The organism is Bradyrhizobium sp. 27S5 (assembly GCF_037217225.1).
Classification (GTDB): Bacteria; Pseudomonadota; Alphaproteobacteria; order Rhizobiales; family Xanthobacteraceae; genus Bradyrhizobium; species Bradyrhizobium septentrionale.
Genome location: NZ_CP147714.1, coordinates 301,323 through 315,826, shown reverse-complemented (window position 1 = coordinate 315,826; position 14,504 = coordinate 301,323). Strand labels below are relative to the sequence as shown.

The 14,504-nt window shown below is 62.6% G+C and carries 17 protein-coding genes; 16 read left to right on the top strand and 1 reads right to left on the bottom strand.

The features are described from left to right. The first annotated feature begins 87 nt into the window (after nt 1-87). On the top strand, nt 88-1,044 hold the full coding sequence (locus WDM24_RS01570; protein ID WP_338830187.1) for a LysR family transcriptional regulator: 957 nt from the start codon (nt 88-90) through the stop codon (nt 1,042-1,044). A 29-nt stretch (nt 1,045-1,073) separates the two neighbouring features. Here WDM24_RS01570 and WDM24_RS01565 read toward each other — a convergent pair whose 3' ends face one another. After that, nucleotides 1,074-1,823 carry a class I SAM-dependent methyltransferase gene (locus tag WDM24_RS01565; RefSeq protein ID WP_338830186.1) on the bottom strand — a complete coding sequence of 250 codons (750 nt, stop codon included), beginning with the start codon at nt 1,821-1,823 and terminating at the stop codon, nt 1,074-1,076. A 227-nt stretch (nt 1,824-2,050) separates the two neighbouring features. Between WDM24_RS01565 and WDM24_RS01560 the strand changes: the two genes are divergently transcribed. The 15 genes from WDM24_RS01560 to WDM24_RS01490 all read left to right on the top strand — a co-directional run bounded on the left by WDM24_RS01560 (nt 2,051) and on the right by WDM24_RS01490 (nt 14,482). After that, nucleotides 2,051-3,370: an Hsp70 family protein gene (locus WDM24_RS01560; protein ID WP_338830185.1), complete on the top strand. Its 1,320-nt coding sequence runs from the start codon at nt 2,051-2,053 to the stop codon at nt 3,368-3,370. A gap of 138 nt (nt 3,371-3,508) precedes the next feature. Next, entirely contained in the window at nt 3,509-5,011 is a 1,503-nt protein-coding gene (locus WDM24_RS01555; RefSeq protein WP_414645666.1) for an ATP-binding cassette domain-containing protein, read from the top strand. 1,218 nt (nt 5,012-6,229) lie between these two features. Continuing rightward, nucleotides 6,230-7,447, top strand: coding sequence for a tyrosine-type recombinase/integrase (locus tag WDM24_RS01550; RefSeq protein ID WP_338830184.1), 1,218 nt, complete (start codon nt 6,230-6,232; stop codon nt 7,445-7,447). A 38-nt stretch (nt 7,448-7,485) separates the two neighbouring features. Next, complete coding sequence (locus tag WDM24_RS01545; protein ID WP_338830183.1) at nt 7,486-8,121, top strand: hypothetical protein; 636 nt, start codon at nt 7,486-7,488, stop codon at nt 8,119-8,121. A gap of 107 nt (nt 8,122-8,228) precedes the next feature. Then, nucleotides 8,229-8,429, top strand: a complete 201-nt coding sequence (locus WDM24_RS01540; RefSeq protein ID WP_338830182.1) for a helix-turn-helix transcriptional regulator — start codon at nt 8,229-8,231, stop codon at nt 8,427-8,429. Further along, on the top strand, nt 8,430-8,675 hold the full coding sequence (locus WDM24_RS01535; RefSeq protein ID WP_338830181.1) for a hypothetical protein: 246 nt from the start codon (nt 8,430-8,432) through the stop codon (nt 8,673-8,675). It begins immediately after the preceding gene. A gap of 3 nt (nt 8,676-8,678) precedes the next feature. Beyond that, nucleotides 8,679-8,867 carry a hypothetical protein gene (locus WDM24_RS01530; protein WP_338830180.1) on the top strand — a complete coding sequence of 63 codons (189 nt, stop codon included), beginning with the start codon at nt 8,679-8,681 and terminating at the stop codon, nt 8,865-8,867. Then, entirely contained in the window at nt 8,864-9,235 is a 372-nt protein-coding gene (locus tag WDM24_RS01525; RefSeq protein ID WP_338830179.1) for a putative PDDEXK endonuclease, read from the top strand. Before WDM24_RS01530 ends, WDM24_RS01525 begins: the two co-directional genes overlap by 4 nt. Further along, the gene (locus tag WDM24_RS01520; protein WP_338830178.1) at nt 9,232-9,453 is read left to right on the top strand and encodes a hypothetical protein; all 222 of its coding nucleotides are present in this window, start codon (nt 9,232-9,234) and stop codon (nt 9,451-9,453) included. Before WDM24_RS01525 ends, WDM24_RS01520 begins: the two co-directional genes overlap by 4 nt. Next, a complete protein-coding gene (locus tag WDM24_RS01515) occupies nt 9,450-10,742 on the top strand; it encodes an AAA family ATPase (RefSeq protein WP_338830177.1) in 1,293 nt (430 codons plus the stop codon). The genes WDM24_RS01520 and WDM24_RS01515 overlap by 4 nt, the downstream gene beginning before the upstream one ends. Nucleotides 10,743-11,120: 378 nt before the next feature. Then, the gene (locus tag WDM24_RS01510) at nt 11,121-11,786 is read left to right on the top strand and encodes a hypothetical protein (RefSeq protein ID WP_338830176.1); all 666 of its coding nucleotides are present in this window, start codon (nt 11,121-11,123) and stop codon (nt 11,784-11,786) included. Then, the gene (locus WDM24_RS01505; protein ID WP_338830175.1) at nt 11,773-13,137 is read left to right on the top strand and encodes a DNA-packaging protein; all 1,365 of its coding nucleotides are present in this window, start codon (nt 11,773-11,775) and stop codon (nt 13,135-13,137) included. The genes WDM24_RS01510 and WDM24_RS01505 overlap by 14 nt, the downstream gene beginning before the upstream one ends. A gap of 12 nt (nt 13,138-13,149) precedes the next feature. Next, on the top strand, nt 13,150-14,025 hold the full coding sequence (locus tag WDM24_RS01500) for a hypothetical protein (RefSeq protein WP_338830174.1): 876 nt from the start codon (nt 13,150-13,152) through the stop codon (nt 14,023-14,025). Continuing rightward, a complete protein-coding gene (locus WDM24_RS01495; RefSeq protein WP_338830173.1) occupies nt 14,022-14,216 on the top strand; it encodes a hypothetical protein in 195 nt (64 codons plus the stop codon). Before WDM24_RS01500 ends, WDM24_RS01495 begins: the two co-directional genes overlap by 4 nt. Beyond that, nucleotides 14,213-14,482, top strand: a complete 270-nt coding sequence (locus tag WDM24_RS01490; RefSeq protein ID WP_338830172.1) for a hypothetical protein — start codon at nt 14,213-14,215, stop codon at nt 14,480-14,482. The genes WDM24_RS01495 and WDM24_RS01490 overlap by 4 nt, the downstream gene beginning before the upstream one ends. The last annotated feature ends 22 nt before the right edge of the window (nt 14,483-14,504 follow it).

The window sequence follows — 14,504 nt, the reverse complement described above, 5'->3', positions numbered from 1 at the left end:
GATGAGGATTCCGCAATGCGACATAGCGAGGCCGCGCCAGAAGGATTAGAATGGCGTCAATCCAATCATTTGTGACGTGAATTCAAGATGGCCCGATCAGACACCAATCGCTCCGGCGAGATGGACGTGTTCGTCCGTGTCGTCGATCTCGGCGGCTTCACGGCTGCCGCGAACAGCCTGCGCCAGACGCCGTCGGGCGTCAGCAAGCTGGTCTCCCGGCTCGAGACGCGGCTCGGCACGCGGCTGGTCAACCGCACCACGCGCAAGCTGCAGCTCACCGAGGAGGGGCAGGCCTTCTATCAGCGCGCCCAGCGCATCCTCGCCGACATCGATGAGGCCGAACGCGAGGCCGCCTCCTGCGTGCCGCGCGGCCATCTCACCGTGAACAGCAATATCCCGTTCGGCATGCTGCATGTGATGCCGCTGCTGCCGCGCTTCATGCGCGAGCATCCCGACATCACGCTCGACATCGTGCTGACCGATACGCTGGTCGATCTGATGCAGGAGCGCGCCGACGTCGCGATCCGCGTCGGCCCGCTCGGCGCCTCGCGGCTGATTGCGCGCAAGCTCGGCACCAGCCGCATGGTGGTGGTCGCCGCGCCGTCCTATCTCGCCCGCTTTGGCACGCCGAAGACGCCGGCCGACCTCGCCGCGCATCGCGGCATCGGCTGGACCTTTCCACGCAGCATCCGCGGCTGGCCGTTCCGCCGGGCCGAGCGGATCGAGGAAGCACTGCCGCCGCCGGTCGCCCGCGTCAGCGACGGCGAGGCGGCACGCCAACTCACGCTCGGCGGGATCGGGCTGGGACGGCTGGCGCTGTTCCACATCGGTCCTGATATCGAGGCCGGCCGTCTGGTGCCGGTGTTGCAAAACCTCAATCCCGGCGACCGCGAGGACATCCACGCGGTCTATGTCGGCCATGCCGGTCCGCTGCCGGCGCGGGTGCGCGCCTTCATCGATTTTCTCGCACAACACATCCGCATCGGCGACCCGGCGCTACGCCGTGGTGCCGATGGACAATGGAAGATCGTGACCGGCAAGTGAGGCATCGCGCGGCGATGTCGTGAACGGACCTAGACCCGCTTCAGCAAATAGAGCTGCGTGACATAGGGAAACACCACCTCGTCAGCTTGGCCGAGACCAGCCTCACGCAGGACGTCGTCGACCTTGTCACGAAGGACCGCCTTTTCGGCGTCGGGAAGGTTGGCGACATAGCTCGTCGACACGACGCGCTCATAGACGCCCTGTCGCGGCATCCGATGCGGATGGTCCTGCACGATTTCCCTCTCGAGCACGAAGCGGGGATCGTTCAGGATCCAGCGCCAACGCCCCGAGCGTTGCCGGGGGGTATCTCCCGCGTAGCCTTCAATCATGACGGACAACGCGTCGACCCACGGCGCGCGGTCATCCCTGTTGTTCCAGACCAGCGCCAGCGTCCCGCCGGGGCGCAACAGTCGCGCGATCTCGGCGACGGACGGCTCGTTGTCGAACCAATGGAACGCCTGCGCGCAGGTGACGAGATCGACGCTGCCGGTTGCGAGATCGATCGCATCGGCGCGCGTGTTGATCACCTCGATCCCGGCTTCGTTCGCCAGCCTGGCCGACATCTCGGCAACCGGCTCGACCGCGACGAGACGGGTGGTCGGGGACAGATGCGGAAGCAGCAGCCGGGTGAACTTGCCGGTTCCGGCGCCGAGATCGACGACACAGCGCGCGGCCTGAAGCGGCAGCGCGGCGACAATATCGGCGGGATAGCTGGGACGGCCGGCCTCGTAAGCGGCGACCGCGACACGATAATTTTTGGCCGTGGGGTTGAGTGTCATCCGCTTCTCCTGCGCGCCATGCCGTGTGCCGTGAAACCCTGTCCGGCGCTATAGAGCAGCGGGCGCGCAGGACGGGAAGAGCGGGCCGATTCACGTTTCGCTGAACATTCGTCACCTCTGCGTCACAGCCTGTTCCCGGAGTGCGCGCAGCGCGCCAGAAAGGGTTGGCAAGTCCGGCCAAAGCCGCTAAAGGTCCGCCCCCTTCACATCACAGATCCGAGCATAAAATGTCGAGCGCTCCGCCCGCCGTCTCGATTGGCGTCGATTTTGGCACCAGCAACACCGTGGTCGCGCTGTCCGACGCCGACGGCCGCGTTGAGGCGATCAGATTCGACCATGGCGGCCGCACGCATAGCGTCTATGTGTCCGCGCTGTGCTTCTGGGAGGATCGGCCGGGCGCCGGCCTGCATCCGCGCGCCGAGGGCGGCCCGTGGGCGATCGAGCAGTTCCTCGAGGGCCGCACGATCCATCGCTTCATCCAGTCGTTCAAGTCGTTTGCTGCAAGCTCGGCCTTCAACACCACCCAGATTTTCCGGCAGCGCTACAAGTTCGAGGACCTGCTCGCGGCGTTCCTGCGCACGCTGACGCGCCACGCCGGCGACGGCTTCGATCTCGGCGCGCCGACCATCATGGTCGGTCGCCCGGTGCGCTTTGCCGGCGGCAATCCCAATGACGAGCTCGCGATGCAGCGCTACCGCGCCGCGTTCGAGCGGCTCGGCGCCGGCCATGCGCGCTATGTCTACGAGCCGGTGGGCGCCGCGTTCTCCTTTGCGCGCAGCCTCGACCACGACGCCACGGTGCTGGTCGCCGATTTCGGCGGCGGCACCAGCGACTTCTCGGTGATGCGATTCTCGCGCAAGGGCGGCGCGCTGCGCGCCGAACCGCTGGGACACGCCGGCATCGGCATTGCCGGCGACACTTTCGACTACCGGATCGTCGACCACATCGTCTCGCCGCGGCTCGGCAAGGGCACCAACTACCGCTCGTTCGACAAGGTGCTGCCGATCCCCAACCATTATTATTCGAGCCTCGCCCGCTGGCATCAGCTCGCGATGATGAGGGGCAATGGCGATTTGCGCGAATTGCAGCAGCTCGCGCGCACCGCGCTCGATCCGGCGCCGCTGCACGACTTCATCACCATCGTCGACCACGATCTCGGCTTTGCGCTCTACCGCGCCGTATCCGACACCAAGGTCGCGCTGTCGAGCCGCGACCGCGTCGAGTTCCGCTTTGCCCGCGAAGGCATCGATATCGGCGCGACCGTGACGCGCGACGATTTCGAATCCTGGATCGCCGACGACATCGAACGTCTCGGCGCAACCGTCGACGAAGCGCTGGCAAAGTCCGGCATCGCCGCGCGCGACGTGGAAAAGGTGTTCCTGACCGGCGGCACCTCGTTCGTGCCGGCCGTGCAGCGCCTGTTCGCCGAGCGCTTTGGCGCGGCGCGGCTGACCTCGGCAGATCAGTTCGAATCGATCGCCTACGGCCTCGCCTTGATCGGCCACACGCCAGATCCCGACCGCTGGACCTTCGCCGCAGCGGCGTGACGACACGCGTCGCGCCTTGATCCCGGCTTAATACGCGACTACATCACCGCGACCATCACTCCGAGAGGATGCCGACAGCCATGGATTTCACCCTGACAGCAATGCCCATCAGCCTTGCCCACGGGGATATCCATCGCCATGCCTGCATCGATCACGCTCTCGCATCTGACCCTGTCCGCGCCTGACGGCCGGGCTCTCCTTTCCAATATCGATCTCAATTTCGGACCCGAACGCACCGGCCTTGTCGGCAGGAACGGCGTCGGCAAGACGACGCTGCTCGACCTGATCGCGGGCCGGCGCACGCCGCACTCCGGCACGGTCTCGGTTCAGGGACGCGTCGCCATGCTGCATCAGACGGTTCAGCTGACACCGGACGAATGCGTCGTCGATCTGTTCGGTGCGCGCCACACACTGGCCGCTCTGCGCCGGGCCGAACAGGGCCATGCGAGCGCTGACGAGCTTGCGGATGTCGACTGGACGCTCGACACGCGCATCGCGTCCGCGCTCGAGCGCGTCGGACTGAACGATGTGCTCGACGCGCCGCTGACAACGTTGTCCGGCGGGCAAACCACCAGGGCGCGCCTCGCCGCGCTGACTTTTGCAGAGCCCGACTTTCTGCTGCTCGACGAGCCCACCAACAATCTCGATCGCGCGGGGCGCAAGGCGGTGATCGACCTGCTCGCCGACTGGCGCCATGGCGCCATCATCGTCAGCCACGACCGTGAGCTCTTGGAGAGCATGGATGCGATCGTCGAGCTGACCTCGCTGGAGGCCCGACGCTATGGCGGCAATTGGAGCGCGTACCGCGCGCGCAGGGCCGTCGAGCTTTCGGCAGCAAGACACGATCTGGCCGATGCCGAGAAGCGCGTCGCCGAGATCGACCGCAAGGCGAGGGAAACGTCCGAGCGCAAGGCCCGCAAGGATGGCGCCGGCGCGAAGAAGCGCGCCAAGAGTGACATGCCGCGCATCGCCGCCGGACTGCGCAAGGATCGCGCCGAAGATAGCGGCGGCGAGAACGCCCGTCTCACCGAGCGCAGGCGGACGCACGCGCTCGAACTTGCATCCACGGCACGGCAGCGCATCGAGGTGCTGCAACCGTTCTCGGTGCAATTGCCGTCGACGCAGCTGCCGGCGAGCAGGATGGTGCTGCGGATCGAAGCCGCGGATGTCGGCTACACACCGGAAGCGCCGATCCTGCGCGATCTCACCTTCACCATCTCGGGGCCGGAACGCGTTGCGATTGTCGGGCCCAACGGCGCCGGCAAGACGACATTGCTCAAGCTCGTCAGCGGCGAGCTGTCGCCGTCGCGCGGCACTGTCGAGGTGATGACCCGCTTTGCGATGTTTCGATCAGGCCGTCAGCCTGCTCGATGCGTCAGCCTCCATCCTGGACAATTTCCGGCGCATCAATCCGAATGCCGGCGAGAACGCCTGTCGCGCCGCGCTGGCGCGATTCATGTTCCGCACCGATGCCGCGCTGCAGACCGTCTCGAGCCTCAGCGGCGGCCAGCTGCTGCGTGCCGGCCTCGCCTGTGTCCTGGGCGGCGTGACGCCCCCGCCGCTGCTGGTCCTCGACGAGCCGACCAATCATCTCGACATCTCTTCCATGGAAGCAGTCGAGGCCGGGCTGCGTGCCTATGACGGCGCGCTGCTGGTCGTCAGCCACGATGAGCTTTCCTCGAGGCGATCGCGATCGGGCGCAGGTTGGACCTCGGTGCGTATACCCGCTAGCGATAGACGGGATTGTCCGGGTCCTCCCTCGGCACGGATCTGATTGCAGCCTGGTGGCCACGGCTCCCACCAAAATATCGAAAACAACCCCATGCAAAGTAGCCCGCGGCTATTGCGTTCACGCAATCAATGTTTCGAACGATGCGGCTGATCAGAGAGTGAACAGCCGAGCACGCGTCGCCTTGGGGTAGGTGGAAGGCGCGGTGCTCGGCTGTCAGGCCGCGCGGCGGTGCGGCCATTCCGCCAGCCTCGCTCATCCCCATGAACGAGGCCGTCGGAGCTCAATCTCGCCTGTTGTTAGATCCGCGCCCTCGAATGGAGCGCGTTTCTCCAAAGGGCAAATGCGATGAAGCTGGCCAGCAACAAAGAAACGGCACCGACCGCGATCAAGAAATGCGCGAACGACATCGTGGAACATCCCGATTGATAAGCGTTACGTCATGCGGCGCGAGATGCACCGCAGCCTGGCAATCAAAAGCACTTCAGGAATTGATTTGCCCTGCCGGCCGCCGCCGGACAGCCCGAAAGGTGGCTGGCACTGCGCTCTGCCCACCCTTCGATTTCAGAGAGGTTGTCAAGCCACTCGGCTCTTCGCTGCCTCTCATCGCGCGGTTCGTCACACCGCTCAACTGTCACCAGGATAATCGATAAAACTTTATCGACAATCGAAAGGAAAAATTAAGGTTACCGAGGCACGGCCGCACCAACACGCTGCGTTCGAAGTCGGCATACCCGCGCCGGCAATGACGCGGGCTTTTATCCGATCGAGGCCGCGCAACGGCCGCCGCGTCTGAGCTGTGCGCGCCCGGTAGCCCGCGACAACGGTTGCGCGGGTCGCGCGCTCAAATCCATCCGTGTCATGTTGAGGAGCCGGTGAGTCCGCGCGAAGTTTCGGGAGACACTCTTGGCCCTGGTCCGGCAGGGGTGGCCTGCAACCCAAAGCCAGACAGAACGAAGAATGGCGGAGAGGGAGTCCCCATCGTTCTAGTGCGTACTCCGCCGCACTGATGCGGAAATGCACAATTATTCAATCGTATATACCGGGTTCTCAATGCGAACTATTGCGAACTCGTGCGAACATTGCTAGGATCGATTTGTACGTAGCGTTGTACAATTGCATGGTGCGCTATGGGCCGCGTGGCCAATAAACTCTCCGTCAAATTCATTGATCGCAAGGACTTAAAGCCCGGCCTCTACGGCGACGGGGGTGGGCTGTATCTGCAGGTTAGCAATCGGAACACCAGGGCCTGGGTTTTCAGATTTATGATCCGGGGCGTTGCCCGCAAGATGGGCCTCGGCGATATCGACAACGTCAAGCTAGCCGATGCCCGAAAAAAGGCAAACGCGGCCCATTTGCTTGTGATTGACGGCGTCGATCCGATCGAGCAGCGGAACTCCCGCAAGGCCGCACTGGCCGCTGAGAGAGCGAAGGCGACAACTTTCAAGGAGTGCGCCGAAGGCTACATCGCTGCGAACGAGATGAGCTGGAAAAGCCCAAAGCACGCCAACCAGTGGACGGCGACGCTCGAAAGGTACGCATACCCTGTTATTGGATCGCTCCCCGTCGGCGCCATTGACGAGGGGCACGTGATGAAAATTCTGCAGCCGATCTGGACCACCAAGACGGAAACCGCCAGCAGGGTCCGCGGTCGGATCGAAAAGGTGTTGGATCGAGCCAAAGCACTGAAACTGAGAACCGGCGAGAATCCTGCCCGTTGGACCGGCTATTTGGACCAGCTGCTGCCAAGACGGGCACAGGTGGCACCTGTCGAGCACCACCCGGCGATGCCCTACATTGGGGTGCCTCAGTTCATGGAGAGGCTTAGGAGCCGCAACAGCATCAGCGCGCGGGCCTTGGAGTGGACAATTCTAAATGCGTGCCGGACCGGCGACACGATCGGGGCCATCCGGCACGAGATCCGAGATGGCAATTGGATCGTCCCGGCGGCTCGTCTGAAGGGCAGGAAGGGCGGTCGCAAACGAGACCATGTCGTGCCGCTATCTAGGCGCGCGCTCGAATTACTCGAGGGGCTGCCGAAGGAGGGTAACTTCCTGTTTCCTGGAGCCAAGGAGGGCGCTGGACTCTCTAACATGGCCCTGGCAGAGGTCCTAAAAGATCTGGGGGTCGCCCCGACTATCGCAACGGTTCATGGCTTCCGTTCGACATTTAAGGATTGGTGTAGCGAGCAGACCGCGTATCCCAACGAGATGTCGGAACTGGCACTGGCGCATACGGTCGGTGACAAGGTCGAAGCGGCGTACCGCCGCGGCGATATGCGTGAAAAGCGCCGGCAGATGATGGAGGACTGGGCGGCGTTTTGCGCGTTCGGTGGGGTGAGGCAATGAAAAGACGCGCGCCCTCGGGTTACATGTGGAGCCGCGACGTGTTCGACGCCATCGGCCATGAGATCTTCGGCGATGCTTGGACGGGTAAGATGGAATATAGCGCCCGCGCCGGACTGTGGACGATCGCCGAATATGAAAAAGCGAAGGTAACACCCGGATCAGGAATGAGGGGTAGCGGGGGCGTTACGTTCGCTCCGTCCTTGGATGACCCGTCATCTGCCGAGTACCAGGCTGAGCGAGAGGCCCGACTTCGCTACGAGCAAGTTTGCGCAGATTTTCTCAGCAAGCTTGAAGCCGGCGAACTCAAGGCTGCAGAATTGGATACTTGGAACGGAAGAATCATCCCCATCGGACGTCACGCATGGAGGACGAGGCCAGCGGAAACAATGCTTAGCAGAGGCATTGGCCCCTTCAGGCATGGTTCACTTCTCATCGTGACGCCCCCTGAAGAGCCCTTGGTAGGGAAGCAACCGCAGCACGATGGCGCAGGCGGTCGACGCCGCGGCCCGAAGGTGGATAAGCGCGAGACCGTGAAGGCTAAAATGCGAAAATTTGGCATTGAAGAAGTGCAAAAATGGTCGGAGACGGCTATGGCGGCCGAATTTGGGGCCAGCCGCGACACCTGTCGTAAGGCTCTCAAGGAGCTGAAGGCCGCCGAGTCCAAGGCGAAATAGCCGCCAATTAGCCGCTAATCAGCGACCACCGACAAATAGCGACAGCGCACCAAACAGGGCATTTCTCCGAACGTAGGCGCACGTAAGCGTACACACAGGAGAACAATATGGCCTTGCGACTCGAGCGTATTCGTAGCGTTCAAGAGCGAACCGGCCTCTGCATCTCGGAAATATATCGGGGTATGCGCGAGGGCTGGTTTCCGAAGAATTTCCCCATCTCGAAACAGTCCCGCGCGTGGAATGCGGAAGAGGTCGATACCTGGATCGCGTCAAAGATCGCGGCCCGAAATGTTGCGGAGGTCGCGTAGATGACGATCTCCAACCACCCGCGGCTTGTCGCCTCCGTCAAGAAATCTACCGGCAGAGAAGAATACCGGATCTCTTTGAGAGACTTCAACGGGACCACCAAAGCTGAGATCCGTGTTTTCGAGCGCCACCGCGACCACGATTGGGAGCCAACACCGCGCCACGTCGTCGTCGGAGCCGATTATCTCCTCGAGCTGATCCGGGGACTACTCGACGCCGCCGCACTCCTGAAGTCGGAGGCCGCATAGTTCATGGCTGAAAACGAAAGGGGCCGCCAAGAGGGCGACCCGATTCCGAATATTGGTGTCTGGCGAGACGCCTTGGAATCTAAAGCACCTCTTCAAAAACTTCAAGCCGCACGTCTGACGCGCCGCTACGCCATCAGCCTCACGATGGCGTCGATCATCGCACCTCTCGCGTATGGGGAGGCTCAGCGATGAAGGGCGGCAGAGCATCACGTGACAAGGGCAACCGAGCCGAGCGCGCGATTGTCAAATTTCTCCAAGATCGCGGCTTTGCAGCCGAGCGCGTTCCGCTGTCCGGATCTGCCGGCGGCTCATTCGTTGGCGACGTGACGATTCCGGTTTTGGATGTGGATCGCGTCGCAGAGGTGAAGTGTCGCGCTAACGGCTTCCGAGAGCTGTATCGCTGGCTCGAGGCTCGCGACCTCCTGATCGTACGGGCCGATCGCAATGTACCGCTGGTCGTCCTACCACTCAAGCTCGCTGCCGAGATCGCATCTGCCGCGGACAAAAATAAGCTAAGGATTGAGCGGGTCATCATTAGTCCAGGCGGTGATGTAGCATGAACCATCGCCTTATGGTCTCCGATCCGGCAATTCGGAAGCAGTTACAACTCGCTGGGCTGCGCTTCATGTACAGCCGCTCGATGTGGCTTGCCAGCGAGGCCCGGGTGATCGGCATCAAGCTCAAGAACAACAAGCTCTCAAGTTCGGAGGTTGATCAGAAGTTAGAAGAGTTGGGCGCGCTAGATCTTGTGTACCCAGAATTGATGGGTGCCGAATGAGCGAGCCGGAATTTCCAGAGGAGCACTTGGCTTATGATAGTGCCGGCAACTGTCTTGGCGCGATCGAACGGCCGCGCAAGCCCGTGACGTGGCCCAATGAGGCAGACGCCAGGTACAAGGCCTATGCCGAACAGGCCGCGCGCCGGAAGGTCGCCGTTGCGGCCGAGGCCAAACGCGAAGAATTCGGGCCGGGCTACGCCTACCAAACGCTCGGCGACTTTATCGGCGCCGAAGACCATCAGAAAATGTGGATCATCAAGGGCGCCGTCGCCTGGGGTGAAACATCCGCATGGATCGGCCCGCCCGGCAGTCTCAAGTCTGCCCTGATGTCGGACCTCGCCATCAGCGCCGCCTTTGGTCGGGACTGGCACGGGCGGAAATCCAAGGGCCGCGTCGGCGTGATCTACTTCGCCCTTGAGCGTGCCGATCTGGTGCGGAGACGTATTGAAGCGCAAATCGCCCGCACGGGAATCTCTATTGATCCAGAGCGGCCCGGCGTTATCTCAATAGTTTCGAGCACCATCGACCTTTTTACCCCCGAGAGCGTCGCCAAGGTCGTGCGGACTGTGAAGAACGCAGAAGAGTTCACGGGCGAGGTCATTGGCGTCATCATTTTCGATACCTTTGCGAAGCTGATGGCGGCCAGTGGTGGTGATGAAGACAAGGCCAAGGATCAGGGCAAAGTCTTCGCCAATATCGAGCGGATAAAAGAGAAGCTGGGCCGTCCGCACGTCGCGCTGGTGGGCCATACCGGCAAGGACGAGAGCCGCGGCGCGAGAGGCTCCAACGCAATCCTAGGCGATGCTGACGTCATGGTGACGATTGCCGGCGAGGACATCAAGACCGCCACCGTCGTCAAGGCAAACGACATGGCGGAAGGCCCACTGTTCTCCTTCAAGTCGGATGTTCATCAGTTCGGCCTCGATGAGGATGGCGACCCGATCACGGTCAACATCGTCAGTGGCGATGAGGTCGACCCCGAGACACCGGCTCGCCGCGTCAACCGGTGGGGCAAGGGGCTCCGGCTTGTGCGCGACGCAATCAACGCAGCCGTTCTCGAGGCAGGCAGGGATCACCGTATCGGAGGGGGCGATGGCCCCGCGGTGAAGGCAACTACGGTCCAGGCCGCGAGAGCCCTCCACAATCAGCGCTATGTCAGCACGGGCGACGGGGACCGCAACGAAGCTGAACGCAAAGCCTGGGCGAGAAACTTCAAGCAGGCTCGAGACCTCAACCTTGTTGGCGGAGAGCTTGCCAACGGCCACGAGCTAATCTGGCTGGCGGCATAATCGGGACACGGGACGGGACATGGGACACCCCTATAGGGGTGTGTCCCTGTCCGTCCGGGTTCGGGGTCCGGGACAGTGTCCCGTAAATGTCCCACAGATGTCCCGTGCCGTGCCATGGCACAAAAACGGGTTTGGCTGGCACACGCCTAGCCCACGCCGGTTCGGCCGCGCGACGGTGATTTAGTGTTGTTGCGTCGGATATCACGCCGCGCCGAGCGCTCTTGGCGGAAACATCATCCGCCGACTTGTCTATATTTCAGCGGCAGATCTCAAAATATTTACAGTTCGCATTGGTGCGCACAATCCTACGCACAAACATTCTCTTGAACGCTACAGATTATCGCGCTAGATTAACTGCATCGGTTCGCCGATGTGCCCATGGCGGTCGATGACCGAGCGGGCTTTCCCGGATGTACGGAAAGCTACGCAACCATGGGCGACAAACCCGCTAACCACCGCTGCCAGGTCTGCCGCCATCCTGAACGATGGCGCATCGAGCTGCTGCGAGCTGGCGGGGCCTCCCTCGATAGCCTGGCCGAGAAATTCAGCGTCGATCGTGATGCGATCTGGCGCCACTGGTCCAAGCACGTCTCTGCCGAAACCAAGGCCACCTACCTGTGTGGCCCGGCTCAACTGGCCGAGCTGGCAGAGAAGGCGGCAAGCGAGGGCGATAGCGTCCTCGACTATCTCCGGATGGTCCGCACTGTGCTGTCTGGCCAGCTTGCGAGCATGAACGAAGCCGGCGACGGACGAGGCGCCGCGCTTATCGCCGGCCGGCTAGTCTCCACGCTCGAAACCATTGCCCGCGTCACCGGCGAGCTGGGCTCGATGGCCCATAGCGTCAACATCACGAACAACATCGCTGTCTTGGCCGAACATCCCGCCTTTCTGAGGATGCAGGCCACCATGCTCAGAGCCCTTGCGCCGTTCCCTGATGCGCGTGCGTCCGTCGTGGCAGCACTGCGCAACCTGGATGAGGAGGACTCACCAGCGGGGCTGCCAGGGCCGTCCACGAGTCGGGTAATCGACCATGTCGCCGCCTAGCCTTGCCTCACGCCTGGCGGACTCGCTGGCCGATGGCGGCTGGCGTGCGAAGGCGCGTCCGTCGCAGTTGCCTCCGCCGGGTGACTGGCTCGGCTGGCTCCTGATGTCAGGCAGAGGGTTCGGGAAGACATTTACTGGCTCCGGCTGGGTGAACGAGCTGGTTGAAACTGCCGCTGCTGGCCGGATTGCGCTGGTGGCACCCACGGCTGCCGACGCGCGGGACACGATGGTCGAGGGTCAAAGCGGCCTGCTGCGAATGGCGCCCCCGTGGAATCGACCGCAATACGAGCCCTCCAAACGCCGGCTGACTTGGCCGAATGGCGCCATCGCGACCACCTTCTCCAGCGAGGAGGCTGACCGCCTTCGTGGTCCTGAGCACGATGCCGCGTGGGCCGATGAGCTAGCTGCCTGGAACGACCCGCAGGCGACCTGGGACATGCTCATGTTCGGCTTGCGGCTCGGCAAGCATCCGCGCTGGCTCGCCACAACGACGCCGCGGCCAATCAAGCTGTTGAAGGAGATCCTGGCCCGTGAAGGTCGCGACGTGGTGGTAACGCGTGGCTCGACTTTCGAGAACGAAGCGAACCTTGCGCCAACCTTCCTTGCCGCGATACGTCAGCGCTACGAGGGCACGCGGCTCGGCCGTCAGGAATTGAACGCCGAGATCCTGGACGATGTCGCGGGCGCATTGTGGACCCGTGACATGCTCGAGCGCGCGCGGTTCACGGGCACCGTTCCCGGCCTGAGGCGGGTTGTCGTCGCAATCGATCCATCCGGCACCAGCGGCCAGCAGGACGGGGGAGACGCCATTGGCATCGTCGTTGCCGGCCTCGGTGTTGATGGCCTTGGCTATATCCTCGCGGATCGCACGATCAAAGCATCACCTGCGATATGGGGCGCCAGGGCCGTTGCTGCCTACCGTGAGTTTAAGGCCGACCGCATCGTTGCCGAACGAAACTTCGGCGGCGCAATGGTGCAGCACGTCATCCGCACTGTCGATCCGAACGTGCCTTATCGCGAAGTCACGGCGAGCAGGGGCAAAATCCAACGCGCTGAGCCGATCGCGGCCCTGTATGAGCAGAGCAGGGTTCGTCACGCCGGCAATTTCACTGAGCTTGAGGATCAACTCGCGGCGATGACGGGCGAGGGCTACGGCGGCGACGGCTCGCCAGATCGTGCCGATGCACTCGTCTGGGCACTCACTGAGCTGATGACCATGCCGGTCGCTGCCAGGATCACCTTCGGTACGTATGGCTCCGAGCCGCACGATCATTACGGCTTGCAGCCGAGACAGGGCCTTTTCCCGGAAGGCGAGAAACCCAAACCCGGCCACTACGTCGGTTGGAATTAACGAGGATTACGCATGAGCACCAACGTCAAAGGTCGTCGAACTATTCGGAAATCGTCACTCACGAGTCAGAACAGCCGCACCGTCGGATTCTGGGAGCTCGAAGCTAAACCGGGTTCGACGCTGGCCCGACTCGAGAAAGCCTATTTGGCAGCGCTCGACACCGTCGATGCCGTCGAAGCACACAAGGCTACGTCGGCATCGTCCGGCAGGTTCACCGGCGAAGGATTGAAGGCGGATGTGCTGTCATTCGCCGCGACGCACGCCCCGTCCCTGAAGCGCAGCCGGCAGCAAATAGCAGTGGCCAAGCGCGAGCTTGATGATCTGCGCGGCCGGATCTCGCTCGATCAGCAGACCGACAAGGCCGATGCGGTTGGCTACCTGCGCAGGCTGGAGATCCGCGGCTTCCTGGCTGGCATGAACGATGAAAAGCGCAACCAGTATCTTTCGAAGAACCGGGACAACCTGCCCACCGAGTGGGTGCAGGCGATCACGGAGATGCCGGCGATCGTCTCCGGCATCCTGGACAATGATCACAAGTTTTTCGTGGATCGCGAGCTGAAGCGCCTCCACGGCGACACCCTGAAGGAAGTCGAGGATCTGCAACGAGGAATTGAGGTCGCAGAGCGCGCGATCGAGATGGCGCGTGAAGAGATCATTCGCGAGGCGGAGGCCACACCTGTTCAGTTCAATCAGGCAGCCGCGCCTCATGAAGCCAAGGTCGGCGTCGCTTGGCTCAGCAAGGAGGGCAACCGCACTGTCGTGGTTGACCTCGACCGGAAGGTAAAACGCGAGGCGACGCCGGAGGAATTGGAGACTGGCATCTTTTTCGCCAGCTACGACGACTATGCGGCGAGCAATGGAATCCGAACTGAGAGGACGGCGGCGTGATTGAGCTTTCCAAATCCGACAAGGCAATGATCCGCTGCGCGGCCGGTGACCTCGACACGGCCGGCGTGCAGAACCTCGAGGCCAAAGTCGTCGCGCTTCTAACGAAGCAGGTCGGCAATGGCACGCTCTCCCACGTCACCAAGAACAACGTGCGCGCGGCTATCACCCTGGTTACTGATGCGGGCAAGTGAGCCACGAGGGCCACATTCTGGCAGAGTTGTTAGCTGATCCGCGTTTCAGTTTCAGCCTTGCATCTGAAGTTCAGCGTCAGCTTGAGCGGCTACTTTCATCGCAGCCTCCTGATCGTTTGCCGTGCGCCGATACGCTGCTTGAGATCGTGCTCCGCTCCATTGAAGAGGCATGCCGGCATATTTCCGGTGCTCGCGCGGCATTCGTGTCCCCGGCCATCTCAATCGGAATGCCGACGCGTTTCACGGCGCTGCGCCTGCCTCAATGAGAGAGTCTCGAAAGGTCAAACA

What these genes read in the sequence shown, in the direction of transcription:
- WDM24_RS01565 (WP_338830186.1), bottom strand. Translation starts at nt 1,823, where the DNA reads ATGACACTCAACCCCACGGCCAAAAATTATCGTGTCGCGGTCGCCGCT.
- WDM24_RS01535 (WP_338830181.1), top strand. Translation starts at nt 8,430, where the DNA reads ATGACGATCTCCAACCACCCGCGGCTTGTCGCCTCCGTCAAGAAATCT.
- WDM24_RS01515 (WP_338830177.1), top strand. Translation starts at nt 9,450, where the DNA reads ATGAGCGAGCCGGAATTTCCAGAGGAGCACTTGGCTTATGATAGTGCC.
- WDM24_RS01520 (WP_338830178.1), top strand. Translation starts at nt 9,232, where the DNA reads ATGAACCATCGCCTTATGGTCTCCGATCCGGCAATTCGGAAGCAGTTA.
- WDM24_RS01550 (WP_338830184.1), top strand. Translation starts at nt 6,230, where the DNA reads ATGGGCCGCGTGGCCAATAAACTCTCCGTCAAATTCATTGATCGCAAG.
- WDM24_RS01560 (WP_338830185.1), top strand. Translation starts at nt 2,051, where the DNA reads ATGTCGAGCGCTCCGCCCGCCGTCTCGATTGGCGTCGATTTTGGCACC.
- WDM24_RS01570 (WP_338830187.1), top strand. Translation starts at nt 88, where the DNA reads ATGGCCCGATCAGACACCAATCGCTCCGGCGAGATGGACGTGTTCGTC.
- WDM24_RS01530 (WP_338830180.1), top strand. Translation starts at nt 8,679, where the DNA reads ATGGCTGAAAACGAAAGGGGCCGCCAAGAGGGCGACCCGATTCCGAAT.
- WDM24_RS01540 (WP_338830182.1), top strand. Translation starts at nt 8,229, where the DNA reads ATGGCCTTGCGACTCGAGCGTATTCGTAGCGTTCAAGAGCGAACCGGC.
- WDM24_RS01555 (WP_414645666.1), top strand. Translation starts at nt 3,509, where the DNA reads ATGCCTGCATCGATCACGCTCTCGCATCTGACCCTGTCCGCGCCTGAC.
- WDM24_RS01500 (WP_338830174.1), top strand. Translation starts at nt 13,150, where the DNA reads ATGAGCACCAACGTCAAAGGTCGTCGAACTATTCGGAAATCGTCACTC.
- WDM24_RS01525 (WP_338830179.1), top strand. Translation starts at nt 8,864, where the DNA reads ATGAAGGGCGGCAGAGCATCACGTGACAAGGGCAACCGAGCCGAGCGC.
- WDM24_RS01510 (WP_338830176.1), top strand. Translation starts at nt 11,121, where the DNA reads ATGGCGGTCGATGACCGAGCGGGCTTTCCCGGATGTACGGAAAGCTAC.
- WDM24_RS01505 (WP_338830175.1), top strand. Translation starts at nt 11,773, where the DNA reads ATGTCGCCGCCTAGCCTTGCCTCACGCCTGGCGGACTCGCTGGCCGAT.